The following is a 22,371-nucleotide window of genomic DNA, read 5'->3' as shown; positions in this document are numbered from 1 at the left end:
TGACAGGAGGCTGCTGTGTCAGCTCCAACGACGAAGGCTGATGCAAAGAGTTTCTTGGCATCGGGACTCGGCATTGCCCTTTTCTCTTCAGCTGTCTTCGGAACCTCCGGCTCTTTCGCCAAGTCGATGTTGGAGACCGGCTGGTCCCCGGGCGCCGCTGTTACCGTGCGCCTCACTGGAGCGGCGCTGATCCTGGCGATTCCCGCCGTCGTGGCTCTCCGGGGCCGTTGGCATCAGCTCAAGGAAAACTGGCTCACCATCCTGCTGTTCGGCCTCATCGGAGTAGCCGGCTGCCAGCTTTTCTACTTCAACGCGGTAGCCCGGCTGTCCGTGGGCGTTGCACTGCTGCTTGAATACCTGGCCCCGGTGATGATTGTGCTGTGGCTGTGGATCTCCAGCCGACGCAAACCGCGCGCACTCACCGCTGCCGGCGCGCTGCTGTCCCTGGGTGGACTGGTGCTGGTTCTTGACCTGACCGGCGCTGTGAAGGTGGACTTCGTTGGCGTCCTGTGGGGCATGGCGGCTGCCGTGTGCCTGGTGATCTACTTCTTCATCACCGCAAAGGAAAACGACACCCTCCCCCCACTGGTGCTCGCCTCAGGCGGTCTGCTGGTAGGTGCACTGGTGATGTGGCTGGTGGGCCTTTTGGGGCTTCTTCCCATGACGTTCAGCACCGCAGACACAACGCTGGGACCCTGGACCGTGCCCTGGTGGGTGTCCGTCGTCGGCTTGATCATCCTGGCAACGGTCCTGGCGTACGTTTCCGGGATCATGGCGGCCCGGAGCCTGGGATCGAAGGTGGCCTCGTTCGTGTCCCTGACGGAAGTGCTGTTCGCAGTGATCTGGGCTTGGCTCCTGTTGGGCGAACTCCCCGGCCCAATCCAACTGCTGGGCGGTCTCCTGATTGTGGGCGGCGTAGTCCTGGTCCGTGTGGACGAACTGCGCGGGGACCGTCGTGCCGTTGTCGCCCACGCGTTGGATCACCCGAACGACGTCGAGCCTGTACCTTCGGGGCCTGTCGCCGGAGCTTCCCGGGACTGAAGCACGGCCCCGCGGCCGTGTCGGGTCGCCTTGCCGTGCATTGAAGGCAAACGCGGATAACTGCGGGTTCTGCTGTGAACACAAAAATGCCCGGACGCTTGTGCGTCCGGGCATTTTCCCAACTGTCTTAGTTGGAAGCCTGCTGCTGCTGCTCAGCGTTCTTCTGAGCGCGATCGCCGGCTTCGCGAAGAGCATCGGCAACCTTCTTCAGGTTGGAAGCGTGCTGGCTGTCCCACTCGCCGCGGAACTTGTCAGCGTCCGGACCCTTCCAGTCGGTGCCGTCGAGTGCACCCTTCAGCTGTGAACGCTGCTGCTCGATGTGCTCGGCACCTGCCTTCAGCTTGTTACCGAGCTGACGAAGCTGATCAACATCTGCACCCCAAATAGCCATGAGATTCTCCTTCATTTGTTCGGACCCGAGCTCTTCGGCATCCCCAGCGGCCTCCGGCTCATCCGGAAGATCCAATAGCTAAAACCTATCCCGGGAATCGCGAACCCGTCGATGGGCACCCCTCCCCATGCAGCACTGCCCATGGTTAGCATGGGGTTATGTGCCGGAATATCAGGACTCTGCATAACTTCGAACCGCATGCCACCAGCGAGGAAGTGGAGGCCGCTGCCCTCCAATACGTGCGAAAGATCAGCGGATCCACCAAGCCCTCCAAGGCCAACGAGGAAGCCTTTGCCGAGGCTGTCCACGAAATCGCACACATTACGCAACATCTTCTGGACTCGTTGGTGAGCCACGCGCCGGCCAAGAACCGGGACGAGGAAGCGGCCAAGGCAAAGGCCCGGGCTGCGGTCCGCTTCGGAACCGCGTAGCCCAGGCCTTCCACGAAGCTATTTGCCGAACGAGCGCAGCCTAAGCGAGTTGGCCACCACCAGGACCGAGCTGGCCGCCATCGCTGCCCCCGCGATCATCGGATTCAGCAGCCCCAACGCGGCTACGGGAATGCCGATCGCGTTGTAGAAGAACGCCCAGAACAAGTTGGTCTTGATCGTGGAGAGGGTCTTCCGGGACAGTTCGATTGCCTGGACGAGCTGACCCAGGTCGCTGCCCATGACCGTCAGATCCGAGGCTTCGATGGCGACATCTGTGCCGGAACCCATCGCGATCCCCAGATCCGATTGCGCCAGGGCCGCGGCGTCGTTGACACCATCTCCGGCCATGGCGACTGTCGCCCCGGAGGCCTGAAGCTTCCGAACTGCCTCCACTTTTCCTTCCGGCAGCACCCCGGCGAATACGTCCTCCGGGGATATTCCGACGGCGGCAGCCACTTGGGCGGCCACGGCAGCGTTGTCTCCGGTCAGCAGTATCGGACGGATGCCCAGATCCTTGAGCTTCTGGATCGCTGCCGCCGAGCCGGGCTTGATGGTGTCGCTCAGGCTCACAATTCCAGCCGGTGCTCCGTCAACGGCGACCCAGATGGCGGTGGCGCCCCCGTTCTCCTCGGCAGCCAGCATTTCCCGATGGCCCGCTTCGAGGGAGATACCGTTTTCTTCAAGCCAACCCGAGCGACCTACGACCACAGCCTTCGGGCTGCCGTCCAGCACAACCCGGCCCCGCACTCCGCCGCCGGGAGCGGAACTGAAGCCGTCCACGGCAGGCAGGGCTCCGGCGTCGGGCATTGCGTCTTTTGCTGCGGCGGCAATCGCGTGGGCGATCGGGTGCTCCGACGCTGACTCGACGGCACCCGCCAGGGTGAGCACTGCGGCGGGGGAATGCCCGTTCAGGGCTACGGTGTGGTCCACGGCCAGCTTGCCGCTGGTAACGGTACCGGTCTTGTCCAACAGGATGGTGTCAACGTGCCGGGTGTCCTCGAGAACCTGCGGACCCTTGATGAGGATGCCCAATTGGGCTCCACGACCCGTTCCGGTCAGCAGGCCAACCGGCGTCGCCAGACCCAAGGCGCAGGGACAAGCGATCACCAGGACAGCAACGGCGGCGGTGAATGCGGCATTCAGGTCGCCGGAGATGAACAGCCAGAGCACGAACGTTGCCAGCGCGATGACCAGCACGATCGGGACGAAGACCGAGCTGATCCTGTCCGCGAGCCGCGCAATCGGCGCTTTGCCCGTTTGGGCCTGGCTGACCAGCCGCCCCATCTGGGCGAGCGTGGTGTCGGAGCCAACGCGCGTGGCCCGGACCAACAGGCGCCCGGAGGTATTGATCGTAGCCCCGGTCACCGTGCTGCCCGGCCCCACTTCAACCGGCACCGATTCGCCGGTAACCAAGGAAGCGTCGACGGCGGAAGCGCCGTCCGTGACAACGCCGTCCGTCGCGATCTTCTCGCCGGGGCGGACAACGAACACATCATCCACGAGGAGCTGATCCGCAGGGATCTTCCGCTCAATGCCCCGTTCGAGGATGGTTGCATCCTTCGCGCCCAGGTTCAGGAGGGCCTTGAGGGCATTGCCCGCTTTGGCCTTCGCGTTCGCTTCCAGGTAACGGCCCAGGAGGAGGAACGTGGTGACAACAGCCGCAACCTCGAAGTACAGCCCCCCGCCGGACATGCTTTCCATGCCGGGGTGTTCGGTCATTCGCGGGTCGGCGAACAACTGCCAGGCCGAGTACACGTAGGCCGCGATCACACCAATGGAAACGAGGGTGTCCATGGTGGACGCAAGATGCCGCGCATTGATGGCAGCAGCCCTGTGGAAGGGCCAGGCTGCCCAACTCACCACCGGCAGCGCCAGGGCGCCCACAACCCAGCCCCAGTTGGCGAACTGCAGGGCGGGAATCATGGAGATCGCAAACACAGGAACGGTCAGGACGGCAGCCAGGATCAGGCGCGGCCGGAGTGTCGATGCCGACGGACCGTGATCCATATGGTTTTCGTGCCCGGAATGCTCGTCGTGCATGGGCTCAGCGTCGTGATGGTGATTGTGATGCTCATGCCCGGGACTGTTTGCCGTGTCACTGACGGCCGGGCGGGTATGCGGCGCGGGTGCCTGGCGCAGGGTGGCTTTGTACCCCGTCGCATTGACCGTGTCCACGATCTGCTGGTCCGTCACGGTGGCGGGGACGGTGACATGGGCTGATTCGAGGGGCAGGTTGACGCTCGCCTCGACGCCTTCGAGCTTGCCCAGTTTCCGCTCCACCCGATTGACGCATGAGGCGCAGGTCATGCCCTCAATGTCCAGCTCGATCACCCGTTGTGCGGGTTGGTTGAAGGTTTCCTGGTTACTCAAGGGAGCCCCCTAGGCTTCGTTGGCTACCACCAGGTAGCCGGCTTCTGCCACGGCCTCGCCAATTTCTGACGGCGAGAGCTCATGGGTGGATGTGATGGTGACGGTGGACAGGCCGCCGGGGTTGAGGTCGACTGCGACATTCTGGACGCCGCTAAGAGATTCGAGTTCTTCGCTCACGCTGGAAACACAGTGGCCGCAGGTCATGCCGGAAACGTTCACGTTGGTCTGGATGGTCTGGCTCATGGAGTGCTCCTTGGTGCTGAGTTGGATGGTGTGGTGAGTGGTAGCGGGGTTACCGCAGCAGGCGCCCGATGGCATCGGTGGCCTCCTTGACTTTCGCGTCGATTTGTTCGGCGCGGGCTTCGGGGTCGGGCTCGGAGGCAGCGCCAACGACGCAGTGGCCGATGTGCTCCTCAACGAGGCCCAGGCTCACTGCGTGGAGGGCTTTGGTGGCAGCTGCGACCTGCGTGAGGATGTCGATGCAGTATTTGTCGTCTTCCACCATGCGCGCGATCCCGCGGACTTGGCCTTCGATTCGTTTCAACCTCTTGAGGTACGCGTCCTTATTGCTGGTGTAGCCGTGGTGCGCGGAGGGTTCCAGGTCCACCTCGATGACTGGCACATCCGGGTGGCTCAGTTTCAGGTCTGGTGAATTCATGTCCTCAACCTATACCCCAAGGGGGTATGCGTCAAGTACCCCCAGGGGGTATGGTGAGGAGGTGAAAGAACCCTCAATAAGGCAAGGTGACTGAATGGCGTCCGACGATCAAGCCGGGAGTTTTGGAATGAAGCTCGATCCCGCCGACTATTTCCGGGCCAAGCTTCAGTGCGAGATTGATGTCATGGAGGTGGCCGAGGCGGACCCGGAAACGCTGTTTATCGTGGACACCCGACGCCGGTCTTCCTGGGACCACGGACATATTCCTCAAGCCGTACATATACCTACGGCGCTGATTCCATCCCAGGCTCCGGACCTTGTCCCCGCTGGCTCACAGGTAGTGGTGTACTCCTGGGGCCCGGGCTGCAACGGCAGCACCTTTGCTGCGCTCGCGTTCGCGGAACTCGGCTACTCCGTGAAGGAGTTGATAGGAGGCATCGAATATTGGATCAGGAACGGGCTGCCCGTTGAAACTGACGCGGGTATCGTTCAGAGAGCGCCCGATGTGTTGGTGACAGCGCACACGGCCTGATGTGAAACGGGGCATGATGACGACTTTCGTACTGGTCCACGGCGGTGGTTCCACGGCGTGGGACTGGCATTTGGTTGGCCCGCTTCTTGAAGCGGCCGGGCATGACGTGGTGGCCGTCGACCTGCCCATCGAAGACGTTGATGCCCGGCTTGAAGACTACGCCCGCGCAGCGACGGCCGCCGTTGGCAAAGCCCCGCACACCATCGTGGTGGGGCACTCGCTGGGCGGTTTCACGGCACCGTTGGTTTGCGAAAAGCTCCATTCCAACGGCCTTGTGTACCTCTCGGCAATGATTCCGATGCCGGGGGAGACCTTCGGCGAGTGGTGGACCAAGACAGGCCATGACCGCGAGACCATCCCCGACGAACCATATTTCAATCTTGTCCCCGCGGAATTGGTGCAACAGGCCACCGACAGGGAGCGTGACCAGCAAGGTGCATGGATGTCAGACCCCTGGCCGGGAAAGCATCCGAGCGTGCCAACCCTGGGGATTTTGTGCCGCGACGATTTGCTCTTCCCTGCGTCGTTCATGAGTCGCCAGATACGCGACCGGCTGGGCATCGAACCAGTGGAGATCCCGGGCGGTCACTACGCCACGCTGAGTCACCCGGGCGCTGTAGCTGGAGCTCTTGTCGACTTTGCCGGAAAGATTGGCCTCTGACTTCACGGAGCCTCCCTCATCCCAAAGCCTCCACGAGACACCGCGAGTGGTAACTGCACCGCATAGGCTTGGATCATGCTGACCCTGGTCCTAGGACTTCTCTTTGCGGGCCTTTTCCTTGCCTCATTCCAGTCGGACCGGCGCCGGCTAAGGAATGGCGTCTTCCTTCTGGTTGCGGCCTGGTTTCTACTGCAGGCCCTCCTGGATTTCCTGATTGACCTGAATCCATGGTTCGAATGGCTGAACCTCGTAATTGTCGTAGTGCCCGTGATCAGCATTTTCGTCTTCGCCGGCTTCTTGCTCGCGAACGGCGTCACCATGGTCCGCAGGGAAGGCCCAAGCATCACCAGCTTTTTGCCCATGGCAGTGGGAATGGCTGTTTTCCTGGCACCGGTGGTGGCCTTCCTCTTCGTGCTGAGCGGGCAGCCCGTACTGGCCGGCATCGCAGCCCTTGCGTTCTTCCTCTGCGCCTACCTCGGCTGCGCATTCGTGGTGTTCCTGGGCTATGCCGTGGTGTACTCCAAGATGCGCTTCAGCCCGAACCCGGCGGCGGTCATCGTCCTGGGTTCAGGGCTCATTGACGGCAAGGTTCCGCCGCTGCTCGCCGCACGCCTGAACAAGGCTCTGGAAATTTACGACGCCGTCACCCCGGTCAGGCCAGTTTTGGTACCTTCCGGGGGCCAAGGCCCCGATGAACCCCGGCCCGAGTCCTCGGCGATGAAGGACTACCTGGTGACCAAGGGTGCCGCTCCCGGCGATGTGGTGGAGGAGAACAAAGCCACCACCACCCGCGAGAACCTTGCCTACTCCGTCGCACTGCTGGCTGACAGGGGAATCCAGGGGCCGCTGCTGGTGTGCACCAACAACTACCACGTACTCCGCGCCGCCCTCCTGTCCCGTCGGCAGAAGATCAACGCAGAGGTGGTGGGTGCTCCGACCGCCAGGTACTTTGTGCCCAGCGCGTTCCTTCGGGAGTTCGTGGCCGTGATGAGGGACAACCGCCTGACCAACGCAGTTCTCTGCCTGCCGATGTTCGGGATTGCCCTGCTCATCACGGTCGCACTGATGAACTCTCCGGTGGTGTAGCTCTTCCTATGGGTTGGGGAGCCCGGTGGTGAAGGTGTGGCTCCACTCGGTGACGGCGCCGTCCGTGAAGACGTACCCCTTGTCCGGTGCAGCGGTGACTGTCACGGTGCCCGCCGGCTTCCGGTAGGACCCAGCTGCAACCTCCTTGCCGTCAACGAGGTACGTCACGCCCTGAACTGCGGGGATGGTGTACGAATCCTGCCCCTTGCCCGGCCGGTCCGTGAAGGTGACGGCTGCCGGCGTCGCGGTGTCGTAGCTGAGGCCGAAGCCGAGCGGCAGGAGGACGCCGTCGCCGTCGGCCTTCGGGACGTTCACCGGCAGTTTGCCGCTGGGGTTGACCGCACCGGAAATGGCGCGGACGGCGCCATGGAAGTTGACCTCCTTGACCCCGTAACTGTTGAGAACGGCGTCGGCGCCCGGGAAGACGTTGATGTCGTAAGGGTTGCGCGTGGCAATGACGATCACCGGCGTTCCGGTCGCCGCGAGCTCAGCCACCATCTGCTGTTGCGCAGCGTTGCCGGTGGCGTTGTAGGAAGCGAAGACGACCGCATCCACTCCTCGGGCAGCGGCCACCGCCCGGGCCCGGTAGGCCGCGGAGGGCGATGCGCCATTCTCGTAATCTTCAGTGACCGCGAATCCTTGCTCTTTGAGCATGGGACCTGCCAGTTCCGGCCACGCTGAACCGGAACCAACCATGAGCACCGAGCTCTTGGACGGGAGCGGCAGGACGCGGTCCTCATTGCGGACCAACGTGACGGCGCGGTCGGAGATCAGATTGGCCGTGCCGAGGTTTTCGGCAGTGCCAACAAGCGTGTCCACGGCGCCGGGATCGGTCATGGGCTGGTCGAAGACGCCGCGCTTGACCTTCCATTCGAGGATCCGTCGGACGGACTCGTCCAGGCGGGCTTCAGTGATCTCTCCGGACCCGACGGCGGCACGCACCCCGGCGAACGACGCCTCCACGTCGGGGGAGTTGAGGAGGATGTCGGACCCGGCCTGGATGGCCTTGACCGCGATTTCTTCCTGGGGCCATTCGGCGGCCATCGCGGCCATGTCCAAAGCGTCGGTGGTGACGAGCCCCTTGAAGCCGAGCTCATCACGGAGCAGGCCGGTGAGCACCTTGTGGGACAGGGTTCCCGGCATGTCCGGATCGATGGCCTCGACAATGATGTGTGCGGTCATGACCATGTCCACGCCGGCATCGATCGCGGCCTTGAAAGGCTGGAGGTGCTTGTTCAGGGTCGCGCGGTCGTAGGTGACAGTTGGCAGTCCGTAATGGGAGTCCACTGAAGTGTCGCCGTGGCCGGGGAAGTGCTTGGCCGCAGCCCCCACGTTATGTGCCTGCAGGCCGTCGATCTGGGCGACGCCAAGTTTGCTGACCAGTGCGGGGTCTTCACTCATGGAACGGATTCCGATGACAGGGTTGTCCGGGTTGGAGTTGAGGTCCAATACCGGGGCGAAGTCCACGTTGATGCCCATGGCGCGCATCTCCGACCCCAGGATTCCGCCCTGGGCCCGTGCAAGCTCCTCATCTCCGGTGGCACCCAGTGCCATGTTGCCCGGGAGTACAGTGGCGGGCGGCCCGATCCGGGCCACAAGGCCACCTTCCTGGTCGATGGTCACGGCCAGCGGGATGCCTTTTCCGTCTGCGCCCACGGCCGCCTTCTGCAGGCCGTTCGAAAGGCCCGCAACCTGCCCGGGGTTGGCCGTGTTGCCGGACCAAGCGAAGTAGAGGACGCCGCCCAGGTTGTACTTCTCCACCACCTCGGCTGGCGTATTGACGCCGTACCGCTCCTGGTTGCTTGACGCCATGGACGTGTCATCCGCGGACGAACCATAAACATGGGTCCACGTCATCTGGCCGATCTTTTCGTCCAGAGTCATGCCCGCAATCATTGCGTCGATGTCCGGTGAGGCGGAGGCCGCCGTCGTCATTACCGTGCTGGTGGGCACGGCGGCGACTGCAGTGCCCGCGCCGGTCATGAGCAGCGCCGTGGCGGCCGCCGTCATGAGGGTAGTTCCTTTTCTGTACATGTGGATCCCAATCCCATCGTCCTTGTTTGTTGGTTGAGGCGGGGTGTTTCTGCGCGCTTAGCGTGGCCCGTTGTAGAGGAGGTACGGGCGGGTATCGCGAACGAACTGACCCAGTTCCTGCCGCCAGCTGTTCATGATCGTCCTGGCGTCAGCGCCGGCGTCGAGCTGTTCGGCGAAGCGGGCCGAACCGCTCAGCAGGCCCATCCAACGGCCGCCGTCGCCGCGCCAGTCGAAGCCCGGGTACAGACGCTTGGCTTCGACCGGCATGTGGGTGCCCACCTCAAGCGCTTCAACGCGGGTGGCGTCGGTGATGTGGACCTGGACGCCCCCACAGATGAGGCCTTGGTTTTTCGACAGCGTGGGCTGGAAGTAAGCCTCACGAAAGGTGACGCCGTTGAGACCCTTGCCGTTCAACGCTTCGGCCCATCGGTAGTCCACATAAGGCGCGCCGATGATTTCGAAAGGCCGGGTGGTTCCGCGGCCTTCGGACATGTTGGTCGCCTCGAACAAGGCTGTACCGGGATACAAGGTGGCTGTTTCCGGCGTGGGCATGTTGGGACTCGGGAGAATCCAGGCAGCCCTGTTATCCGGTCCGGTCATCTCGCGGCGCCATCCCTGAACCTGCACCACGTGAAGGTCCTTGATGGGCGTGAGACCGGCGGCCGGGAGGTGGACGGCGTTGAAGCAGGTGGCGAGCTCGCCCACAGTCATGCCGTGTTGCAGGGCTATGCCCAACCGTCCCACTCCGGACTCGAAGCCGGGTTGGAGGACCGGTCCGCGCGCCTGGCCGCCGATGGGATTGGGGCGGTCCAGGACCACAAACTTGGCGCCGGTCCGGGACGCCGCCTGCATGGCGCCCCACATGGTCCAGATGTAGGTATAGAACCGGGCTCCGACGTCCTGGATGTCGAAGCAGATGGTGTCCACGCCGGATGCTTCGTAAAAGCCCACGTAGTCGGCAACTTCGGCGCCGTAGGAGTCATAGACGGTGATGCCGGTCCGCGGGTCCACGGAGGTGCCTTCGCTGCCGCCGTCCTGGGCGGTTCCGCGGAAGCCGTGCTCGGGTCCGAAGACGGCCCCGACGTCGACGCCCTTGTCCGCCATGTCGTCCACGATGGAGCGGAAGTTGGCCAGGACGCCGGTGGGATTTGTGATGACACCTACCTTGCGACCGGCGAAGATGCTCCAGTTATCGGCGGCGGCGAGGTCGGCTCCGTTGACGGCGGCGCCCGGCTTTCCGGGTCGCGTGCCCGGCGGCTGCGCGACGGCGGCAGGCGTGAAGGGTGCGACGACGGCGGCCGCTGCGGCCCCGAGGCATGGATCAGTCTTCTGCGGTTGAGGTTCATGGGGTGCCTTTCGGAAAGGTGCTGCCGTGCTCAGGTGGGGATTCCTTGACAACATTTGTGATTTTCCTTACATCGACCGTATTCCCCTCGTGGAGCTGCGTCAATGACTTACCTTCGTATCCATGTTTAGGTAACTTATTTACAAGCCCTTACTTTTGGACCCAGCCGTTGGAAGGAGTCCGCCGTGGACCACGAGCTGAACACGCAGGCATCGCGTACTGTTTTGGTCCGGATCAGATCTGCCCTGCCGGCCCTTCGCCCATCCGAGCGCTCTGTTGCCGAGCTTGTCCTGGCGGACCCTTCACGGGCCGCGACTTTGTCCATCGGCGACCTCGCCGAGCACTGCGGAACGTCCACCACGTCAGTTGTCCGCTTCTACAAAAAGGTGGGCTACCGCGGGTACTCCGAGCTGCGCCTCGACCTCGCCAGGGAAGCTGCCAGGGAGAGTTCAGCCAACCCCGTGCCCGCTACGGTTTACGACGACGTGAACCCGTCGGATTCGCTTCCCGACATCATTTCCAAGATCGCTTTCAACGAAACGATGTCCATCGCTGACACCGCCCAGGTGCTCGACGTTCACGAACTGGCCACAGCCATCGAGGTCATCACCCGCTCGCGGAAGATCGACATCTTTGGTGTGGGCGCCGGAGGGTTGGTCGGCCACGACCTGCAGCAGAAACTGCACCGGATAGGCCTGACGTCCTTCAACTGGCCCGAAGTTCATGTTGCGTTGACGTCCGCAGCGCTTTTGGACGAGAACGGTGTGGCGGTGGGCATCTCACACTCGGGCACCACCGCGGATACGATCGATTTCCTCAGGGCGGCCAAGGATACCGGGGCCACTACGATCGCCATCACCAACCATGCTGACTCGCCGTTGGGCCGTGCCGCCGACATTGTGCTCAGCACCGCAGCGCGTGAGACACCCTTCAGACCAGGCGCGATGGGGAGCCGGATCGCCCAGATGATGGTGGTTGATTGCCTTTTCGTGGGGGTCGCCCAGCATTCGTACGACGCTTCCATCTCAGCGCTGCGCAAGACGCACGCGGCCGTCCAAGGCAGGAAAGTGCCGCGCGGGCATACACCGCCCCAGCCGAATATAGTCGTGTGATGTTCACCCTCGTTGCTCCGGATGCTTCCTTTTATCAGTCGTTTACCGAGTCCCACAGCGAGTGGGACGGTGCCCACCAGGACGGTGCCGGGCTGTTCCCGGGGGATGACGTCACCAGTCAAGAGGGCTTTGAGCGCTGGGTCCGCAAGCTGCTGGATGCTGAACGGGCCGTCGAAAAGGACGGTATTGTTCCCTGCACGTTCCGGTGGATAACGGAGGGCCCGCGGTATGTGGGCTCCATTGCGTTCCGCCACTATCTCACCCCAGCCCTCCTGAACTCCGGCGGGCATATCGGCTACGGCGTAAGGCCATCTGATCGTGGACGCGGGGCGGCATCCTGGGCCCTCCAGGAACTCTGCGCTCACCTGGCTGCGCGGGGAGAGCCCGATCGGGTTCTTTTGACCTGCGATGACTCCAATGCCGCGTCCGCCAAGACCATTGAACGCGCGGGCGGGCTCCTTGAGGATGCGCGAACCGACGCCGATGGGCGACTCTTCCGCCGCTATTGGATCGACCTCCAGGCTGTTCATGTTCCCGTCACCCAGCCTTGCTAGCCTGCCGTGCACCACACGGCTTAGCAGGAGGACCGCATGACGGACGCAAACCCACTCGCCACATCGCTGGACAACTGGTGGGTCAGGGACAACCTGCGCGAGACCATCGACCATCTGGTGGAGCTGGGATACACCATCAGCGGAGGCCAAGGGGAAGACCCTGAGCTCATCGATCCCGGCGGATCGGCCGTGGAAACATGGAGCGACGAATACCCCTACCCGGAGCGGATGACCCGCGACGAGTACGAGATCGAGAAGTACCACCTGCAGATCGAGCTGTTGAAGTTCCAATACTGGGGCCAGGATCTGGGCCTGAAGCATGTGATCGTGTTCGAAGGCAGGGACGCCGCGGGCAAGGGCGGAACCATCAAGCGTTTCACCGAGCACCTTGATCCCCGTTCGGCCCGGACCGTGGCGCTCGCCAAGCCCTCCGACCGCGAGCAGGGCCAGTGGTATTTCCAGCGCTACATCCAGCACCTGCCCACTGCCGGGGAGATCGTCATGTTCGACAGGTCCTGGTACAACCGGGCCAACGTGGAACGCGTCATGGGGTTCTGCACCGACGAGGAATACGACACCTTCATGGGCCAGGCGCCCGTCTTTGAAAAAATGCTGGTGGACGCCGGAATCCACGTCACCAAGTTCTGGTTCTCCGTGACCCGGCAAGAGCAGCGCACCCGTTTCGCGATCCGCCAGATCGACCCCGTGCGGCGCTGGAAACTCTCACCAATGGACCTCGCGTCTCTGGGCCGCTGGGATGAATACACCGAGGCCAAAGAGCAGACTTTCCTCCACACGGACTCCGACCACGCGCCGTGGATCACCATCAAGTCCAACGACAAGAAGCGTGCCAGGATCAACGCCATGCGCTTCTTCCTCAACCAATTCGACTACGAGGACAAGGACACCTCGGTGGTCTTCCCGGCGGATCCGCTGATCGTCCGCCGCGGCCGCGACGCCGTAGGCGACTAGTCGCTCTACGCGCAAAACCCGGCAAACCGCGACGTCGGCACTTACCGTAAGTGCCGACGTCGCGCTTTTCCTGAAAAGTTCCGTTACATTCTTCTGACTGCCGGACATTAACCGGGTATGAGCGTGCAGACGGACCAAGGAGATCGCGTGGAGCCGGCCAGACAGGAACACTTCCTGGCAGCCCACTCGGCCTGCCATGACAAGGTCTATCGCTATTTCCGGCGCCGCGCCGGGGACCCGTCCACTGTGGAGGACCTATGCGCCGAAGTCTTCCGCATCGCCTGGGAGAAGTGCCGTCAGGACCAGGAATTGTCCGTGCTGATCGTGTTCGGTATTGCCCGGAATGTTCTCCGCAACCACAACCGTTCCGCCGTCCGCTCGATGAACCTCGCGCAGCAACTGGAACGGCAGCAGACCAGGGAACCGGTTAGCGACGACGGCGAGGTGCGGGACGCGCTGGACCGGCTCAGGCCCGAGGACCGTGAGGTTCTCCTCCTGACGTACTGGGACGGCTTCACCTCGGCCGAAGTTGCGGAACTGCTCGATGTCTCGGCCACCGCTGTCAGGATGCGGCTGCACCGGGCTCGAAGACATCTCAGCCAACTACTTCGGGCAGAGCGAGAGACAGAGGATGTGCAGCGATGAGGCATGAGGAAACGGCCGCTTTGGAACGATTGACGGGCGCCGATCCGGGCGTGGCCGTCACGGAAGAGGAACTGGCCCGGAGCCGGGAGAAAAGCCTTGCTGTCAGGTTCACTGACTCGGAGCAACTCGTACCTGGCGGCTCCATCGACGACTTCCATCAGCGACGCCCGCGTCGACGTTTCCGGCTGGCTGCGGGGGCCGGGTTGGCGGCAGCGGCAGTCCTCGCCGGTGTTTTCGTGGCGTCGTCCCTGTCCGCGCCGCTCAATGAGCAGGCGGGTCCAGCCGCCACCCCGTCTGCTGCCGCACCGGAAACGGATTCGTCCGCGTCTCCATCATTGCCCGAAATTATTGGCGCCAAGGCAGCGACGGGCGCTGCCGAAATCGTCGTCGGAGGCAACGGCAACAAGGCCGCCGTCTCTACGGATCAAGGCGTCAACGTCTTCATGGAGGCTCTCAACTCAGGCAGGCTCGGCCTGAACAGCGGAGGGTGCTTCGCCGAAATCCGCCCGGACGGAACATCGACGGGCCTCATCTTCCCCTTCGGAACCCAGGTCACCGGGACGGGAGTCATTTTGCCCGACGGAACTGCAGTCAATGTGGGCGACGACTTTGCGTTCGGAGGAGGACTCGCGCCCGGTACCAGGGACCCCGGCGTGTGCTCTCCGACCGGTGCAGCGTTCCTGGTCCAGAGTTGGTGAGCCCGCGAGTTGGCATTTAATGCCCATGTTTTGGGGGCGGTTTCAGCTTGCTAGTGCAACACCATCGATTAGTTTGGTCAGTCTTTCAGTTGGGGTGTCCCATTGGAGTGTTTGACGCGGTCGGATGTTGAGCAGGTGCTGGGTGTGGGCGAGTTCTTCGTCGCTGACCTGGTTGAAGTTCGTGCCTTTGGGGTGGATATCGCGGACCAGTCCGTTGGTGTTCTCGTTCGTGCCGCGTTGCCAGGGTGAGTGCGGGTCACAGAAGAACAGCTGGCAGCCGGTCGCTACTGTGAACTTGGCGTGTTGAGCCATTTCCGTGCCTTGGTCCCAGGTGATCGTTTTAAGGATCGCCTGGGGCAGGGTGTGGATCATTTTCTGCATGACCTCGATGACCGTCGCGCTGTCCCTGGCTCCCGGCAGCCGGCCCAGCAAAGTGAACCGTGAGGAGCGCTCGACCAAGGTGACGATCCCGGAGTTACCGGGACCCACGACCAAATCACCTTCCCAATGGCCGGGCACGGCCCGGTCCTGGACTTCGGCGGGCCGGTCGCTCAGCCGGGCCCCTTCAAGCCAGGGCCTTACGTTCCTGGCAGGCAGCTTTGATTGGGGCTTACGACCGGTCCGGCCCGAACGTAGGGCCTTCTCCACGGCAAGTTCATGCCGCAAGGCACCCCGGCCCTGCACGTAAAGGGCTTGGTAAATTGACTCGTGGGACACGTGCATCTCCGGCTGCTCGGGGAACGTCTTCTTCAGGTCCGCAGCGCTCTGTTGAGGTGAGAAACGCTGGTTCAAGCGTGCCACGACCTCCTTCCACACCGCCGTTCCCGCAGAGAGCTTCACGGGCCGGTTCCGTCTACGGCGGACCAGTGCCCGGTGTTGGGCAACCCCGGCGTCGTAATAGCGCCGGGCCCAATGCTCGATACTGTGTCGGCGGATCTCCCGGGACACCGTTGATGGATGCACGCCCAACTCCTTGGCGATCTGTCGCATGGAACGCGGCTCCGGCAAGCCCAGACAGGCCTTGATATAAGCCCGGTCCTCCAAAGTCAGCCGCCGGTACCTTCGCTCCTTATCCCGCGAAAGCATCTCCGAAGCCATCGGAAGACGCACGCCACCACCAGGGCCGGAGATAAGTTCCATGCCCGCTAGTTTCGCCCAATGCGACACCGCTTGCCGGGACACCCCAGCCGCGGCAGCACTTCGTCCCGTGTCCTCACCCGCCAGCAAGTGCTCATACGCACACGCACGAACCGACCACGGCAACTTCTTGACCATGACACCCCTCCAACTACAGGGGTGTTGCACTAGCCACCTGAAGACGCCGGGGGCAAAGTCATTAGGTGCCAACTCGCGGAACGTCGGGCTTCCTATTCGGTAGCTTCGTCCTCGGCGACCGGATCCTTCAACAGGAGCGCCGTGCCCTGGAATGGCCGCAGTTCCAGGAAGAAGCTGCCCAGGTCATCCACCTGGCCCACGTCTTCGCCGCTGAACAGATCGTGGACCGTCGCGCCAGGCACCAGATGCGAGGACTGGATGCTGCCTGCGATGTCCTGGCCGGAGAAGTTCAGGACCGTCACTTGCACCGCTCCGTCAGCGAGCTGGTTGACCATCACCAACAGTCCACGGTTGGACACGTCCGGGACATCCAGGAGCGTACTGGTTGCGATCCCGGACTCTTCCCGCACCGTGAGGATCTTCTGGAGCCGCCGCGCATAGGACGCCGGATCCTTGAGTTGCTCGGGCAGCGGGCCGTAGAGGCTCCGTGCCCGGGCCATGCCCGCCAAGGAGGTCGTTGCGTCCGGGCTGGTCCCCATGAGGTCGTGGGCTCCGCGGTTGATCCAGCGGGTGTCGCCCTGGGACGTCAACTCGCGGACAGTCTCACGGTCCAGGGCAGTGATGCCGGTGAGGTCCCAACCGGACAGTGCGAAGACGCCCGGCTGCAAAGCGTTGTACATGGACAGCAGGACGTGGGCATCCAGTACTTGGGCTTCCTGTTCCGCCGTGATGGCGTCCGGGTCCTTGATCCCCAAAGTGGCCATGATGAAGCTGACGGTGGTGCAGGCGATGCCGTTGGTGGTGAAGACGGCGTTGTAGGGGCCGTTTTCACCTGTGAGGCGCTCCCGCAGGGTGTCCTGTACTTTCTCGGCCACCTCCGCGCCCGTCAGTTCTTCCCCGCCGAGCTCGAAAATGTCGTCCCTGTGGCCGGCCGCGAAGTGCAGCAGTTCGTAGGTCAGTTCGTCGTGGTTCTGGAGTGCGTGGACCAAGGACGCCTGGTCGACGCCGATTTCCATGGCGAGCTTCAAGGTCAGGCGCAGGAACTCGGTATCACCGGTCACCAGGGCGTAGTGGTAGGCGGGCCTGGTGACGAAGTCGTAGGACAGGTCCGGACCCGACTCGGACTGGGCCTTGATGTCATCAATGGTGAGGTTGAGTTCCTGGAAGGAGAAGCCACCTACTTTGCGGATCATCGAGCCGATCAGCTGGTTCGCTGCCTCGGACAACGGGTGGCCTTCGGACCAGCCCGGCTCTTCCTCGGCGCTTTTCTCAACACCCAGGAAGCCGTTGGCGTCCAGGCGCAGTGCGCCCGTTCCAAGGTCCAGCAGGGAATGCAGGGCATCGCCCACCACCAGGCGCATGCCGGCAAAGGTGGGGTCCAGCCAGTTGATGGACGGCTGCCCGGCCTTGAAATAGTGGAGGTACACCCAGCGGCGTTTCTTGCCGGTGGTGTCGACGATTGCCTTGGTCGCGCTCCAGTTGGTTTCCTTCACGCCGGGCTCGTAGAAGATGACCCGCTGCAGGCGGCCGATGATGTAGCCGGCCTGCTGGAGGGCCTTCTCCGTCTCGGGGCTGATGTTGACGGAGTCCTCGTTCTCGGGAACGTCCGGCAGCAGGTGCCAGTCCTCTTCGGGGATGTCCACCATGTGATAAATGCCGGGGTAGTCCCGGAAGTTCATTTCGGCAAGCCGGAAGTCAGCACCCTTGCCGGTGTGCCCGGGAACAATGTCGTCGATGATCGTGCCACCGTGCTCGACGGCGACCTCGCACATCTGCCGGAATTCTTCTTCGGTGCCGAACGCAGGGTCGATCGCCATGCTGATGCGGTCGAAGTGCCCGTCGACGCTTGGTGTCTGCGACCATCCGCGGATACCGCCGGCAAGTTTGACCGGCCCAGTGTGCAGCCCCCGGATGCCGATCTGGCTGAACGCATCCCACAGTGCAGGGTCACCGAGCGCAGAAAGGAACGACTGGCCGTCCTTGGTGATGAAGGACAGAGGGTAGGCCGTGAACCAGACAGGTGCGCGCTCCACTGCCGAGCGCGGGTTCGGCCTGGCGTAGGAGTTCTGCCACATGCTGGCTTGCCCCGAAAGCTGCCGGGCCATGGTGTTGGCGTCGCCGAGCATGGATTGGTTGCGCAGCCAATCGACGTACGTGGAGTTCAGTCCGTCGAACTCCAGGGACGGTCGGGCTGCAAAGAACTGACGACGGCGGGCAATCGGCCTCAGCGCTTTGGGCCGCGCAGGGTAGAACTGCTCGTCGAACGTGATTTCCGGTGACTCTGTTGCGGTTTCCTCAGTTACCTGCGGTTCTTCCTGTGATTCAGATGGATCAGCGCTGATTTCTGCCGCGCTCTCGTTGACTACAGGCTCCCGCACAGCATTCTCCTTTACGTGGCCGGCGCTGGCGCCGACCTTCCGAGGGGGTCGTTCAAGAGTTCACGTACCCGGGCTTACCCGGAGTATTCATGCTAGGCACGACCGCATGCGGTTTGTCGAACTTGGGAGAAGTGAGTCGTCAGGTTGCTGGCTAATGTCCGCCCGAAGACTATTGCTGCGCTAGTAGACGGACCCTTCCAGCAGCTCCGAAAGCCGGCCCGCTGCACGCCTTAGTTCCGGTACGCCGGCCCTCAACGCTTTGTCGGTGACGGACTCCACTGGGCTGGTGAGGGAGATGGACTCGCTTGGGCGTCCGGTGCGATGCGGAACGGCGACGGCCACTGAGAGCACGCCCGTTGCACGTTCGTCTTCTGAGTAGGCGTAATCGGCACCCTCTTCCGGCAGTCGGCTCCGGAGTTCGTCAGTGGTGAAGGTGTCCTTTTCATGTCCCGCAGCTATCGCAGCGGCCGTCACTTGGTCCAGTTCGGCGTCGGAGAGTGAGGCGAGGAGGATTTTTCCTGCGGCGCCCACGGTCAGTGGCAGGCGCTTGCCTAGGGGGAGGTCGTAACGCAAGGGGGATTCACCGTCCACCCTGGCCACGAGGATGCGTTCGAAGCCCAGCCGCGTGTAAAGCGAGGCCGTGAGCCCCGTTTGGGAAGCTACCTGCTGCAGGATGGGGCGCGCTGCGACCACCAGCGGGTCATTTTCCAGGTAGCTCCGGGCTGCCGGCAGGACGGCCGGACCCACGCGGTACGACTTGTCGGTCTGGCTGACCATCCCGAAGTCCTGCAGGACCCTCAGAATGCGCAGCGTGGTGGGAAGGCTCATACCGCAGGTCCGCGCAAGATCGCTGAGCCGTTGAGGGCGTTCCGCGCGCTGCAGCTCGGCGAATACCTCCATGGCCCTGGAAAGGGAGCGCATGTTGCCGGCCTTGGGTCCGTCCTCGGCTGCATGGGCGGAGTGCGTGGAGTTCACGGTCATTCTTTCATTGTATGTAAGTTCGTTGCGCTTGACAGGCCATGTGTCGCCTGTCACTATTTCTCCATACGCAATGTTCTTTCATTCTATGAAATGCGAATCCGCAGAATGTAAGGAACCATCGAACGTAAGAAGGAAACCATGACAACGGAGTCACTTATGGCCGAGCCTCGGCTCAAGGGGCGGATCGCGAAATCAGTACTCGCGGGCATCAGCGTTTTCGTCGTAGTCGGCGTCTACGTCCTGGTGAGCTCAATCGATTTGGGTCTCTGGACATCGCTTGGTCCCGGACCGGGAATGTTCCCCTTCGCCATGGGGGTCCTGCTGGTCGCCATGTCCGTCGTGTGGCTGTTCCAGGAACTGCGCAACCCCAGCGAAACGCCCGGGGGAGTGGACGGGCGGCTGGTGATTGCCGTCGTCGTGAGCCTCGCGGTCCTGGCCGCAGTGCTTGACCTGCTCGGCTTCCAACTGAGCATGTTCGCCTTCCTGCTGTACCACCTCAAAGTACGCGGACGAAGGGGCTGGCTTTCGTCGCTGATCATCGCGCTCGCTGGCAGCGTTGGAGCGTTCTACGCCTTCAACTACGGGCTCAATGTCTCCCTGCCGACGGCGGGCATTCCCCTCTTGAACTCGATCGGACTCTAGCCGTGGAAACACTCAACGAACTGATGGGCGGCTTCGCTGCCGCCATGACGTGGCAGAACCTGCTTTTTGCCTTCCTTGGATGCCTCCTCGGCACCATCATCGGCGTGCTGCCCGGAATCGGACCGGTTGCCGGCGTCGCCCTCCTTATCCCGCTCACCATGAACCTGGACGCGACCGGGGCCATCATCATGCTGTGTGCCATCTTCTACGGCACGGCTTATGGCGGAACGATCACCAGCGTTCTGTTGAACACGCCCGGGGAAGCGGCCTCGGCAATCACCACCATCGACGGTTACGCCATGACCAAGATCGGCAAAGCCGGAGCGGCGCTGACCATCGCAGCTGTCGGGTCCTTTGTTGGAGGCACCATAGCGACGCTTGGGCTCGTGGCAGCTGCCAAGCCTCTCGGGGAGATGGGTCTGCTGGTCGGGCCACCGGAGTTCTTTGCGCTCATGGTTGTCGGCATCTCGCTGCTCGTGGCGCTGGCCGGGAAGTCGATGGTCAAAGCATTGATTTCCGGCGCGCTGGGCCTGCTGATCTCCATGGTGGGCATTGATCCTGTTGCAGGTGCGCCACGGTTCACCTTCGGCTCCGACAACCTGCTGGACGGCGTCAGCTTCGTGGCCGTGATTGTGGGCGTCTTCGGGCTCTCCGAGATCCTGTCGTACCGCAAGGACACCAGTGCATCCATGGTGCAGGCTCCTGGACTGAGGTCGCTGCTGCCGAACCGGACCGAGTGGCGCCGGAGCGCTCCGGCAATGGCGCGCGGCACGGGCATTGGCTTCGGCTTGGGCCTCATCCCGGGTATGACCGGCTCGGTGTCCTCCCTGCTGGCCTACGGTGCCGAGAAAAAGTTCTCCAAGCACCGCAGCGAACTGGGCAAGGGTGCGATCGAGGGAGTTGCGGGACCTGAAACGGCCAACAACGCCCACGCTAACGCAGCCCTCATTCCCCTGTTCACCCTGGGCATTCCGGCGTCACCCACCATCGCCGTGCTGATGGGCGCCTTCCTGCAGCAAGGCCTGACCCCTGGACCTACGCTGTTCACCGAGCACTCGGAAATTGCCTGGGCCATCATCGCCAGCCTGTTCATCGGCAACGTGCTGTTGCTGCTGTTGAACGTTCCCTTGGTAGGCCTGTGGACCTCGATCCTCCGCGTCCCGGCATCCATCCTTACCGCCCTGATCCTGCTGTTCATGGTGATAGGCGCCTACACCATCAACTTCAACGTCTTTGATGTCTTCGTCATGATCGCCTTCGGATTGCTTGGCCTCGGCTTGCGGCATCTCGATATTCCGCTGGCGCCCATGGTCCTGACGCTCGTGCTCGGCCCCCTCATGGAGCGGTCGCTTCGCGAGTCCCTCGAGATCTCCCAAGGTGACTTCGGAATCTTCGTCAACAGGCCCATATCCGTGGTGTTGATCGGGTTGGGACTCCTCATTGTCCTCAGCCCCCTCCTGAAACTCCGCAAGCCCAAAGCGCTCAACGAAGACCCCGAAACCTAAACCGCTCCAAGACCCCTGAACCAACCTTCAAAGGAGAAGACCCGTGCCTCGTACACGCATCATCGCTGCCTTCGCTGCAGTGACCCTCATGGCCCTCACCGGCTGCGGAGCCAATGCCGGAGCCGCAAACACAGCCGGCGACGACTTTCCCAAGAAGGGCAAATCGATCGACCTGATTGTGTCCTTCTCATCAGGCGGCGCCGTAGATACCGCAGCCCGGCTGGTCCAGCCGATCCTGGAAAAGGAACTCGGCACCAACGTCGAGGTCATCAACAAGCCAGGTGCCGGCGGCCAGATCGGCTACACCCAACTGACCAGCGCCAAACCTGATGGCTACACCATCGGAGCCACCGGTTCCCCGTCCGTCGTCGTATCTCCCCTGGATCCGGCGCGCGGAGCCAAGTACACCCGGGACAGCTTCCAGCCGCTGGGCCGCCAGGTCATCGACCCCACAGTCATCGCGGTCCAGCCTGACAGCCCGTACAAGACGCTCAAGGAACTCCTCGATGCGGCCAAGGCAAAGCCCAAGTCGATGACCGCGAGCACCACAGGCCTGCAGACCGGCGAGCACTTCGCCCTCGCCCAGGTGCAGGAGACCACGGGCGCCGAGTTCGCCCCCGTTCACTTCTCCGAGGGCGCTTCCCAGGCGACCACAGCTTTCCTGGGACGGCACGTGGACATCCTGGTGGCCAACGTGAGCGACGTGACGGACTTGACCAAGCAGGGAAAAGCCAGGGTCCTTGGTGTCATGACCGCCGAGCGGGCACCGTCGTTGCCGGACGTTCCCACGTTCAAGGAATCCGGCTATGAACTCGAAGCCGGCACCGTTCGCGGCTACTCCGCACCGGCAGGTTTGCCCGATGGTGTAGCCAAGAAGCTCGAAGCAGCCCTGCAGAAAGCGATCGAGGATCCCACCGTTGTCCAGAAGATGAAGGATCTCGGCCTGCAGACCAGCTACCTGAACGGTGCAGATTACAAGCAGTTCTGGACATCGCAGGAAGACGACTTCAAGAAGGTCCTGCCCCTGGTCCAGAAGAAGGACTGAACAGAAGAGAACTTG

General features: G+C 62.9%; 22 protein-coding genes. 13 read left to right on the top strand and 9 right to left on the bottom strand.

Annotated elements, in window-relative coordinates:
- Positions 1 to 15: 15 nt before the first annotated feature.
- On the top strand, positions 16 to 1,041 hold the full coding sequence (locus tag HMI60_RS19710; RefSeq protein WP_193590267.1) for a DMT family transporter: 1,026 nt from the start codon (positions 16 to 18) through the stop codon (positions 1,039 to 1,041).
- Positions 1,042 to 1,168: 127 nt separating this feature from the next.
- Here HMI60_RS19710 and HMI60_RS19705 read toward each other — a convergent pair whose 3' ends face one another.
- Positions 1,169 to 1,432: a WXG100 family type VII secretion target gene (locus HMI60_RS19705; RefSeq protein ID WP_018779397.1), complete on the bottom strand. Its 264-nt coding sequence runs from the start codon at positions 1,430 to 1,432 to the stop codon at positions 1,169 to 1,171.
- Positions 1,433 to 1,590: 158 nt separating this feature from the next.
- Here HMI60_RS19705 and HMI60_RS19700 point away from each other — a divergent pair, with 158 nt between their 5' ends.
- Positions 1,591 to 1,863, top strand: coding sequence for a DUF2277 domain-containing protein (locus HMI60_RS19700; RefSeq protein ID WP_018779396.1), 273 nt, complete (start codon positions 1,591 to 1,593; stop codon positions 1,861 to 1,863).
- 18 nt (positions 1,864 to 1,881) lie between these two features.
- Here the strand turns inward: HMI60_RS19700 and HMI60_RS19695 are convergent, their stop codons facing one another.
- The 3 genes from HMI60_RS19695 to HMI60_RS19685 are packed head-to-tail and all read right to left on the bottom strand — an operon-like array spanning position 1,882 to position 4,891.
- Positions 1,882 to 4,233: a cation-translocating P-type ATPase gene (locus tag HMI60_RS19695; RefSeq protein WP_193590266.1), complete on the bottom strand. Its 2,352-nt coding sequence runs from the start codon at positions 4,231 to 4,233 to the stop codon at positions 1,882 to 1,884.
- A gap of 9 nt (positions 4,234 to 4,242) precedes the next feature.
- Complete coding sequence (locus tag HMI60_RS19690) at positions 4,243 to 4,476, bottom strand: heavy-metal-associated domain-containing protein (protein WP_026267396.1); 234 nt, start codon at positions 4,474 to 4,476, stop codon at positions 4,243 to 4,245.
- Between the two features lie 49 nt (positions 4,477 to 4,525).
- Positions 4,526 to 4,891 carry a metal-sensitive transcriptional regulator gene (locus HMI60_RS19685; RefSeq protein WP_193590265.1) on the bottom strand — a complete coding sequence of 122 codons (366 nt, stop codon included), beginning with the start codon at positions 4,889 to 4,891 and terminating at the stop codon, positions 4,526 to 4,528.
- Positions 4,892 to 4,985: 94 nt separating this feature from the next.
- Between HMI60_RS19685 and HMI60_RS19680 the strand changes: the two genes are divergently transcribed.
- From HMI60_RS19680 to HMI60_RS19670, 3 genes are all read left to right on the top strand, one after another.
- Positions 4,986 to 5,423 (top strand): rhodanese-like domain-containing protein, encoded by a 438-nt coding sequence (locus HMI60_RS19680; RefSeq protein ID WP_227453612.1) that lies wholly within the window; start codon positions 4,986 to 4,988, stop codon positions 5,421 to 5,423.
- A 13-nt stretch (positions 5,424 to 5,436) separates the two neighbouring features.
- Positions 5,437 to 6,084, top strand: a complete 648-nt coding sequence (locus HMI60_RS19675; RefSeq protein ID WP_220034257.1) for an alpha/beta fold hydrolase — start codon at positions 5,437 to 5,439, stop codon at positions 6,082 to 6,084.
- Between the two features lie 75 nt (positions 6,085 to 6,159).
- Entirely contained in the window at positions 6,160 to 7,170 is a 1,011-nt protein-coding gene (locus HMI60_RS19670; protein ID WP_039243472.1) for a YdcF family protein, read from the top strand.
- A 6-nt stretch (positions 7,171 to 7,176) separates the two neighbouring features.
- Here HMI60_RS19670 and HMI60_RS19665 read toward each other — a convergent pair whose 3' ends face one another.
- Both HMI60_RS19665 and HMI60_RS19660 read right to left on the bottom strand, forming a co-directional pair.
- Positions 7,177 to 9,180 carry a glycoside hydrolase family 3 protein gene (locus HMI60_RS19665; protein WP_227453611.1) on the bottom strand — a complete coding sequence of 668 codons (2,004 nt, stop codon included), beginning with the start codon at positions 9,178 to 9,180 and terminating at the stop codon, positions 7,177 to 7,179.
- Between the two features lie 81 nt (positions 9,181 to 9,261).
- Positions 9,262 to 10,605: an exo-beta-N-acetylmuramidase NamZ domain-containing protein gene (locus HMI60_RS19660; protein WP_227453610.1), complete on the bottom strand. Its 1,344-nt coding sequence runs from the start codon at positions 10,603 to 10,605 to the stop codon at positions 9,262 to 9,264.
- A 129-nt stretch (positions 10,606 to 10,734) separates the two neighbouring features.
- Here HMI60_RS19660 and HMI60_RS19655 point away from each other — a divergent pair, with 129 nt between their 5' ends.
- The 5 genes from HMI60_RS19655 (at position 10,735) to HMI60_RS19635 (ending at position 14,530) form a co-directional block, all read left to right on the top strand.
- The gene (locus HMI60_RS19655) at positions 10,735 to 11,661 is read left to right on the top strand and encodes a MurR/RpiR family transcriptional regulator (RefSeq protein ID WP_039243469.1); all 927 of its coding nucleotides are present in this window, start codon (positions 10,735 to 10,737) and stop codon (positions 11,659 to 11,661) included.
- A complete protein-coding gene (locus tag HMI60_RS19650) occupies positions 11,661 to 12,215 on the top strand; it encodes a GNAT family N-acetyltransferase (protein WP_193590263.1) in 555 nt (184 codons plus the stop codon). Before HMI60_RS19655 ends, HMI60_RS19650 begins: the two co-directional genes overlap by 1 nt.
- A 36-nt stretch (positions 12,216 to 12,251) precedes the next feature.
- A complete protein-coding gene (ppk2, locus tag HMI60_RS19645; protein ID WP_018779385.1) occupies positions 12,252 to 13,187 on the top strand; it encodes a polyphosphate kinase 2 in 936 nt (311 codons plus the stop codon).
- Positions 13,188 to 13,334: 147 nt separating this feature from the next.
- Positions 13,335 to 13,832 carry an RNA polymerase sigma factor gene (locus HMI60_RS19640; RefSeq protein WP_193590262.1) on the top strand — a complete coding sequence of 166 codons (498 nt, stop codon included), beginning with the start codon at positions 13,335 to 13,337 and terminating at the stop codon, positions 13,830 to 13,832.
- A complete protein-coding gene (locus tag HMI60_RS19635; RefSeq protein WP_193590261.1) occupies positions 13,829 to 14,530 on the top strand; it encodes a hypothetical protein in 702 nt (233 codons plus the stop codon). The genes HMI60_RS19640 and HMI60_RS19635 overlap by 4 nt, the downstream gene beginning before the upstream one ends.
- A 42-nt stretch (positions 14,531 to 14,572) precedes the next feature.
- On the opposite strand, the gene HMI60_RS19630 is transcribed toward HMI60_RS19635, so the two are convergent.
- The 3 genes from HMI60_RS19630 to HMI60_RS19620 form a co-directional block, all read right to left on the bottom strand.
- Complete coding sequence (locus HMI60_RS19630; RefSeq protein ID WP_370584070.1) at positions 14,573 to 15,670, bottom strand: IS30 family transposase; 1,098 nt, start codon at positions 15,668 to 15,670, stop codon at positions 14,573 to 14,575.
- A 227-nt stretch (positions 15,671 to 15,897) separates the two neighbouring features.
- On the bottom strand, positions 15,898 to 18,183 hold the full coding sequence (gene treS, locus HMI60_RS19625) for a maltose alpha-D-glucosyltransferase (RefSeq protein ID WP_193590260.1): 2,286 nt from the start codon (positions 18,181 to 18,183) through the stop codon (positions 15,898 to 15,900).
- Positions 18,184 to 18,363: 180 nt separating this feature from the next.
- Entirely contained in the window at positions 18,364 to 19,164 is an 801-nt protein-coding gene (locus tag HMI60_RS19620; protein ID WP_079582282.1) for an IclR family transcriptional regulator, read from the bottom strand.
- A 138-nt stretch (positions 19,165 to 19,302) separates the two neighbouring features.
- Here HMI60_RS19620 and HMI60_RS19615 point away from each other — a divergent pair, with 138 nt between their 5' ends.
- From HMI60_RS19615 to HMI60_RS19605, 3 genes are all read left to right on the top strand, one after another.
- Positions 19,303 to 19,806 carry a tripartite tricarboxylate transporter TctB family protein gene (locus tag HMI60_RS19615; protein WP_110504757.1) on the top strand — a complete coding sequence of 168 codons (504 nt, stop codon included), beginning with the start codon at positions 19,303 to 19,305 and terminating at the stop codon, positions 19,804 to 19,806.
- Positions 19,807 to 19,808: 2 nt separating this feature from the next.
- Positions 19,809 to 21,311: a tripartite tricarboxylate transporter permease gene (locus HMI60_RS19610; RefSeq protein ID WP_110504756.1), complete on the top strand. Its 1,503-nt coding sequence runs from the start codon at positions 19,809 to 19,811 to the stop codon at positions 21,309 to 21,311.
- A gap of 88 nt (positions 21,312 to 21,399) precedes the next feature.
- On the top strand, positions 21,400 to 22,356 hold the full coding sequence (locus tag HMI60_RS19605; RefSeq protein WP_179128445.1) for a tripartite tricarboxylate transporter substrate binding protein: 957 nt from the start codon (positions 21,400 to 21,402) through the stop codon (positions 22,354 to 22,356).
- The last annotated feature ends 15 nt before the right edge of the window (positions 22,357 to 22,371 follow it).

Source organism: Paenarthrobacter sp. YJN-D (assembly GCF_015040335.1).
Classification (GTDB): domain Bacteria; phylum Actinomycetota; class Actinomycetes; order Actinomycetales; family Micrococcaceae; genus Arthrobacter; species Arthrobacter nicotinovorans.
The sequence above is the reverse complement of the archived record's forward strand: the minus strand, read 5'-3'. Positions and strand labels throughout refer to the sequence as shown.